The sequence below is a fragment of the Methanofastidiosum sp. genome, assembly GCA_013178285.1.
Lineage (GTDB): Archaea > Methanobacteriota_B > Thermococci > Methanofastidiosales > Methanofastidiosaceae > Methanofastidiosum.
The window spans coordinates 1-8,063 of sequence record JABLXD010000055.1 but is presented as its reverse complement, the minus strand read 5'-3'; the positions used below and the strand labels follow the sequence as shown (position 1 = coordinate 8,063).

The 8,063-nt window shown below is 27.4% G+C and carries 5 protein-coding genes; all 5 read left to right on the top strand.

Going from position 1 to position 8,063, the window contains the following annotated elements; all coding sequences use genetic code 11:
* Positions 1–623, top strand: a 623-nt coding sequence (locus tag HPY60_10905) for a transposase (GenBank protein NPV51685.1), incomplete at its 5' end; no start/stop codon positions are given.
* A 2,121-nt stretch (positions 624–2,744) separates the two neighbouring features.
* Positions 2,745–4,820, top strand: a complete 2,076-nt coding sequence (locus tag HPY60_10900) for a DEAD/DEAH box helicase family protein (GenBank protein NPV51684.1) — start codon at positions 2,745–2,747, stop codon at positions 4,818–4,820.
* Positions 4,821–4,825: 5 nt separating this feature from the next.
* Positions 4,826–5,011 carry a hypothetical protein gene (locus HPY60_10895; GenBank protein ID NPV51683.1) on the top strand — a complete coding sequence of 62 codons (186 nt, stop codon included), beginning with the start codon at positions 4,826–4,828 and terminating at the stop codon, positions 5,009–5,011.
* Positions 5,001–6,968, top strand: a complete 1,968-nt coding sequence (locus HPY60_10890; GenBank protein NPV51682.1) for an AAA family ATPase — start codon at positions 5,001–5,003, stop codon at positions 6,966–6,968. The genes HPY60_10895 and HPY60_10890 overlap by 11 nt, the downstream gene beginning before the upstream one ends.
* Entirely contained in the window at positions 6,965–7,894 is a 930-nt protein-coding gene (locus tag HPY60_10885; protein NPV51681.1) for a hypothetical protein, read from the top strand. Before HPY60_10890 ends, HPY60_10885 begins: the two co-directional genes overlap by 4 nt.
* The last annotated feature ends 169 nt before the right edge of the window (positions 7,895–8,063 follow it).

Genomic DNA, 8,063 nt, shown 5'->3' with positions numbered 1-8,063 from the left:
ATCGAACTTTAGAAGAAAATGGCTATGAATTTGGCTTTTCTAGCTCCAAAAAGAAATTTATTGGAGGAAAATTAACAATAGCCATGGATTACGATACTTGCCAACCATTAGCCATGTTATTCCACCCTGGTGCAGTTCATGACAGTCAAATTTATCTTGAAATCTTAGAAGACCTGAAAAGAAGAAGAATACTAAAAAAAGGAGACTTAGTGCTAGCTGATAAAGGCTATTTCAGCTTCAAAAACTATGGGTCTGGATTAATGGACTATAAAATCGTTCCTTTAATACGGCCAAAGAAAAATACACGAAAAGATAGAGTTTTCAGCCAATTTAACTACCCATTAGAGTTATGCTGTGTGGAAACTCCATTAAAAACATTATACGAACAATTAGTGACTAAATTAAGTAAATTATACGACAAATGGGACTATTTAAAGTCCATACGAAGCAAAATTGAAGATTTTATCAAATTCTTCAAGAATGGAGTGGGATATGAACAAGTACCATCTTATACATACAAATCAGTAGCAAAAACGACATATTTAAGTGTACTTTTAGCAGCCTTAATAGTATCCAAACTAAAACCAGATAACAAGCTACTACAACGGCTCGCTGAAATGTAAAAATCTAACACCCTATTTATTTAAAATTAGAAAATTTAAGACAAAAAAGATTTAGCACCTTAGATTTTTAGGTTTAAAAAAACGTTTTTCTTTTAACTTTTACGTGTTCTGATATCTGTTTCCCATATTATTTCTAAAAATACATTTCATTTTTTGCTTAATGAAAAAATATAAGTATTTTAAACGATAAATTTAATTATTAATATTTATATGGATTTTTTTGACGATTATAATGAAACAAAACTTAAATATCAGTAAAGAAGACCAAATTATATCTTGTTAGGCCAAATATTTAAGATAATCGATTCTATAAAATCAAAAACAATAATGGCTTCAAAAGGCGTTTAAAACATTCAAATAATGATTTTATCAATCAAAATTATTTTCAATCCATTTTTTTCAATACGACCGTTGAGTTCGTTGTTAGTGAGTTAAAAAAAGATAAAAATTTGAGAAATTTTTCAATATATCTGATGAGGTTCCAGATGCAGTTCAAGTTTCAGAATTCATTCAAGACATCTCAAAGATTTAAATCAGATAAGTACGTTAAGAACCTCAATACTAAATGTATTTTTAGCAGGGCTCATTACAATACCCTGCTACAACTCAAAAACAGCCCTACAAAAACTCTCAAAAAACTAAAAAACTAAGACTATATACTTTTTATTATTGGGCTGTAAAGTTATTGGGTGTTTATATTTTTTCTGTGTTTTGGTGTCCATTTTTTCATTTTTTGGAATTATTCCGGTTATAGTTTTGTATATTTTCTTTATTTTGTCGGGATCGGTTTGTATGTAATAACTTTCTACTTAATGGATTTTAGTTCTATAAATTGGCTTCTCATGAAGTGTGTAAGTCGTTGAAAGTCTGGAAGTATTTTTTTAGTATGATATCGTATTAAAACGTTAGGAATATCATTAAATTTTTCCAGTAATGTTTCTAATCTTTGTATTGGTGTTTCTTCGTTATATGTGCGAATATAATTTTTAATCTGTGAAATAAAGGTATAAAACTTATTTTGTCATGTTTTGTGAATTTTTTAGACTTCAAGATTATATACACGCTGTTTCCAATCATTTTAAACAAGTAGATATATACATAATTGATGTTTAACACCTAATTTATCCATTATTATTTTGTATCTACGGAAATGATCAGTAGTTATTGCAAATAATGGTTTATTTGTGGATTTATCAATAAAGTTGTAAATGGTTTCTGTTGTTCTTTTAGAGACTATTTCTTCTGCTATGGGAAATTAAGTATGGTGTCGTATAAATGTTAATCTGTAGTGTTTTTGTCCGTTTAGCAGGATATACTGCTCATCATAGCAATAATAACCTGAATAAATGTTTGTATGTTTTCTATATGGTTTTAGTAGTCTATAGTTAGCCAGTTTTTTTTTGCTGTGTGTGATAGTGAAATTCCTAGGAATGTTTGAAGGTCTCCTCCTGATTTCCGGAGTTATCGATAGCCGGTTTGGATAAAAGACTGTATTTATTCTTTGAAAATGTTAGTATATCTGTGATGAGGTTTTATAACTAAATCTGGGCTCGTTAAGAATTTTTTACCGCAATCATTACATTTGTATCGTCTTAAATAAATCGTTTGAGAACCGGATTCATCCAGTATGTGGTGTCTTTCAGATATTCTTGTTCAATCACATTTTGAATTACAATTGGGACATTTCGGTTTAATGTATTCAAAATGATTAGTTACAAATAATATTTAGGTTTTTATTAATATTTATTGGTGTTTAAGGGGTTTGAAATCTTGTGGTTAAGACTTCTTGAATTTTTGGTTTTTCCACACAAAATCAAAAAGATTAAGTTGTATCGAACTTATACTTGAACTGAGAGTGGTTATAATATTGTTTAGCATGTTATTATATCTCTATCACTTTATAATTATCTTTAATGGTTTTAAATCAATATTTACTATGGATTTAATGGTTTTTAAAATTTTTTATGAAATCGTGTCAACACCTAAAAACTTTACAGCCCCTATAATAGAAAGTATTTATTATAGCCATACAAATCAATAATATGCTTCAATCTTAATATTAGGTACTATTAAATTTATAAAAGTTATTAAAATGATTGAACGATTTAAAAGGGAATTCAAATGGGTTTTAAAGATTTAGATCTTAAAATAAGTTATGATTCAAATACCGATGATATTTTGAACGATTTTTACATCCCTTTATTATCTAATTCTATTAAATATCAAAGATCTGTTGGTTTTTTTTCATCTAAAATATTATCTGTTGCTGCAGAAGGAATTATTAATTTGATAAATAATGGAGGGACCATAGAATTAATTTGCGGTACTAAATTGAAAGGAAAAGATTTAGATATAATAAAAAAAGCCCATGAGAATCCTGATATAGTAATTGAAGAATTTAGAGCTAATAAATCCTTAAATTTAATAGATAAATTTAAAAATAATCATCTTATGGCATTAGGTTGGATGGTGGCAAAAGGGATTCTTAAAATTAAAATTGCAATGATTGTTGATGAAGATAATCCTCTTGATGAAAAAAAAGGCATATTACATCAAAAAATAGGTATTTTCAGAGATATTGAAGGAAATATCATATCATTCAGCGGATCCAATAATGAAACAGCATCTGGGTGGGAATTTAATATTGAAGAATTTAAAGTTTTTAGAAATTGGAAAAAATCTGAATCTCCCTATCTAACTTCTGATTTAAAAAAATTTAATGATATTTGGATGGGAAATGTTGCAGGGATTAAAGTTATTGATTCTGATAAAGCAGTGTTACAAAATGAAATAAAAATTTTAGCAGAAAGTAAAACTGTATTAAATCAAGTTGAAAAAACTGATAAAATTGAATTATGGGACTATCAAAAAGATGCAATAGAAAAATGGATCAAAAATGGAAAAAAAGGCATTTTTGAAATGGCTACAGGAACAGGGAAAACTTTCACTGCTCTAGGATGCCTCAATCAAGAATTAAAAAAAACTGAAAAACTCTTAATTGTAATTACAGCTCCTTATCAACATTTACTACAACAATGGAAACAATCAATAAATAAATTTGGTTTAGATTATGATGATCTAATAATTGCTGATAGTACTAACCGATTTTGGAAGGATAAATTAGCTGATTCAATCTTTGATATCTCTTTAGGACATAAAAATAAAGTAATTGTTATTTCAACGCATCGTACTTTCTCATCTGACAACTTTAAAGATATAATTAATTATAAAGATGACTTTAAAATTTTTTTAATTGCTGATGAAGTTCATGGATTAGGAGCTGAATACAGTAAATTAGGACTAATTAATGCATATGATTTTCGATTAGGTCTAAGCGCCACTCCAAAAAGATGGTTTGATGATTATGGTACGGATATATTGCATGATTACTTTAATGGAGTAATTTATGAGTTTGACCTGGAAAAAGCAATAAATAAAACAAATCCTGCCACTAATGAAACTTATCTTACTCCTTATTTATATAAACCTAAATTTATAAGCTTAAAAAGTAATGAATTAGATGAATACTATGAAATTACAAAGCAAATTGCTGTTAAATATGGATCTAAAAAATTAAATGATGATAATACCGCATTAAAATCATTATTATTTAAAAGAGCCAATATTATTAAAAATGCAGAAGAAAAATATCCAATTTTAGAGGAAATACTTGACGATATTGGCAATAATTTAAAATGGACAATAATCTACTGTACTGAACATCAAATAGATAAAGTAATGAACATATTAAAAAAAAGGCGAATATCTGCACATCTTTTTACCATGAGTGAAGGAACAAGACCAGATAAAAAGTACGATGGTTTGTCTGAAAGAGATTTCATTTTAAAAAAATTTATTGAAGGATATTATAAGGTTTTAGTTGCTATTAAATGTTTAGATGAAGGAGTAGATATCCCTCCTGCGAGAATTGCCATAATGATGGCCAGCAGTGGCAATCCACGCGAACATATCCAGAGATTAGGACGAGTAATAAGAAGATTTTCTAATAAGAAAAGAGCACTAATATACGATTTGTTTGTTTTACCAAATTTAAAAAAATTTCCATCAGAATTTAAAAATTTAGAAAGAAGAATTTTCGAAAAAGAATTCGAAAGATATGAAGAAATAGCTAGTATCGCAATAAACAATGCTGAAGCTCTAGAAATGATTTATGATGCGAAATATAAATTGAGGTGAATAAATTGACTTCCAATAGTACTCTTAGGATATTAGAAGAGTTAAGAAAAAATAGTAAGGGAGATAAGGAATTACAATTATTCTTAGAATCCATATTAAGTGAGGAGATCAAAGGAAGGCATCGTTGGAGAGAGTATTATAACGATAAATTAGAGGAATATATAAAGGATTGGGATGATTATGAGAATTGAAAAAATTTATATAAAAAATTATAGTAGATTCAAAGAAATAGAACTATCCTTTAACAAAAATTCTGATAATGATTTACATTTCATAATTGGAAAAAATGGTTCTGGAAAAACTGACTTTTTAAATGCTATTAATTGGTGTTTATATGAAATTGAGCCACAAAAAACAAAAAGAAAAGCCAAATTAGAATTAGAAGACAAAAAAGATAAATTGCCTAGATTGAATGTTTATAATGAAGATAAAGATAATGATAAGGTAATAGTAGAAATATGGTTAGCTAAAGATAAAGAATACGTTTTTTTCCATAGAGAAGAGGTTTATGATGTTAAAAACAATAATTTATCTAAACCTATAAGAACTGATTTTTATGTTGATATTCCTGATAATAAAGGTAATAGGAAAATAATTAGAGACGATGAAGCGAATTTAATTGTTGAACGTTTTTTCCCAGAAGCAATTAGAGAATATTTCTTTTTTGATGGTGAACGTTTGGACAGATATTTTCAGTTAGCGACTTCTAAAGATATTAATCATGAAATTTTCACTATTTCATATATAAATGCACTCGAAAGTATGAAAGACCATACTGAACTGCTAATTAAAGATATAACTAAGAAAGGAGGAGAATTTAGTGCAAATCTTGAGGAAATTAGAGAAAAACAAGAGCATAATCAAAATCAACTCAATTATGTTAAAGATAGAATTGATGAAACAAAAAATCAATTATCTATAGCAAAAAATAAAATAAGTGAATATCATTCCTTACTTAAAAATCAGCCTGATGTTTCTGAGCGGGAGAGTAAACTTCAAGAATTGAAATTGTTAAGAGAACAAAAAGATGAATTGTTAAAAAAGTATGAAATAAAAAAGAATAGAATGTTATTTAAATATACACTAATTCTTGGATTTTGGCCTGCATATAAATATTCTTTAGAAACGATTGATGAGAAGAAGAAGAATTTAGAACTACCTCCTGTTGAAGAAGAAATAATAGAAAAAGTTTTAAAGCATGATAATTGTGATATTTGTGGCCAACCACTTAATAAAACTTCTAAAAAAAGAATGTCAGTTCTTCTTGAACAATTTAAATCTACATCAAAAAGCGTAAAAAAGTTAGAACCTATGGATAAACCCCTTAATAAGTTCAAACTTAAAATAAATGAATTTAGGGATAATTTAGATAATATCAATAGTTTAATTGAAGATACAATAAAAGAATATGAGTATATTGAATCTCAAATAAGTACTATTAATGATGAATTAGGCGGATATGATGTAGATAAAATAAAAAAATGGCATTTAGAACGGGAAAAATTTGAAAAAATAAGAGATCAGAATTTGATACGGCTAGGAAGCTTAAAAAATGATAAAAAAACCCTACAACAAAAGAAAGAAAGTCTGGAAAAAGAATTTGATAAAGCTTTAAAGGACAATGAAAAAGCTAGTAAAATAAGGAAAAAGATTAAATTTGCAAAAAGAGCTCTAGATATAATTGAAAGATCTAAAGTAAATATAATGAATGAAACTCGAGAAAAAATCGGAGATGAAACCAATAGACTATTTTTTGATTTATTATGGGATGAAGGAATTTATAAAGATATAATAATTGATAAAAATTATAATCTAGGAGTAATTCATGATATGGGTTATGAATGTTTAGATGAGTTAAGCGCTGCCCAAAGAGAATTATTAGCATTATCCTTTACTTTAGCATTGCATAGAATATCTGGATATGAAGCTCCCATACTAATAGATACACCAGTAGCAAGGATATCTGATGATAATAGGACGAATTTTGCTAAAACTTTTTTAGATGTGACTAAAAATAAACAAATTATATTACTTTTCACCCCTAATGAGTATTCAAAAGAGATTAAGGACTTATTTGATAATAGAGTTAGCAATAAATATGAATTTATAAAAGAAGACAAAATCACTACATTGGGTGTATTAGAATGAGTGAAGAAGCTGAAGGACAAGAAATACTCTATGTCGATAAAGATAATAAATACTTATACGATGAAATAAAATTTCTTCAAGGATTCGAAAGAAAAGATCAATTCATATTTGCTATGGCATTTGGATTTATCAATGATTTTAAACCAAAATTGAATAAAAAAGAATTTATAACTAGAACATCCTATCTTAAAGAAGAAGATAACGCATTATTAAAAGCGGTTGCACTAAAAAGCACTGAAAACATAGATATTTTATCTGACAAAAAAAGAATATACGGAATTGCTGAAAGATATGCTAATGGTGGGATTCAATTATTAGCGGATGAAGTAGGCAATAAATATGGTAGTTTTGAAAAAAAACTAGAAAAAATATTAATGAACCTTTATGAAAAAATATCAGGAGAAAATTCTGAAATTGAAGAAGAATCTAAATCTTGGTTAGAATACATCTTAATGGGTGAAACATCAAAAATAGAATTCAAATCATCCATGATCTGGGATATTGATGAAAATAAAGCTAATAAAAAAAAGATGCCACGAATTATCGCAAGAAGCATAGCTAGTTTTTTAAATACAGATGGGGGTACACTGCTTATTGGTGTAGAAGATAATGGAAATATCTATGGGATTGAAAGGGATTTAGATCATGTGAAAAATAAAAATAAAGATGGATATCAACAATTTTTAATTCAGACAATAGTGAATCATTTAGGAGGATCTAGAGCAACTTTTACTGAAATAAACTTTTCTGAAAAAGATGGAAAAGAAGTATGTATAGTAGATATTAAACCCAGTACAGACCCAGTTTTTATGAAATGTAATAATAAGGATACATTTTTTATCAGATCGGGAAACACAACTCGTTCGATAGAAGGAGAAGAATTATTGAGATATATAAAGAATAACTCTAATTTTAAGGATAAATAAATTAATAAAAAGGAAAAATAAGAATAGAATGAAAGATAAATAAATAAGTGAATATATGAGTTTAACCGAAGCCATCAAAAAACTTGCTCTGTTGATATTTTTGAATAATCACCTTAAAATACAATTTTGTGGGAAGACCCTTTTATTTTGATTACGACAGATTAACTAT

Excerpts from the sequence above, each read along its gene's own strand:
- HPY60_10890 (NPV51682.1), top strand. The coding sequence starts at position 5,001 with ATGAGAATTGAAAAAATTTATATAAAAAATTATAGTAGATTCAAAGAA.
- HPY60_10900 (NPV51684.1), top strand. The coding sequence starts at position 2,745 with ATGGGTTTTAAAGATTTAGATCTTAAAATAAGTTATGATTCAAATACC.
- HPY60_10885 (NPV51681.1), top strand. The coding sequence starts at position 6,965 with ATGAGTGAAGAAGCTGAAGGACAAGAAATACTCTATGTCGATAAAGAT.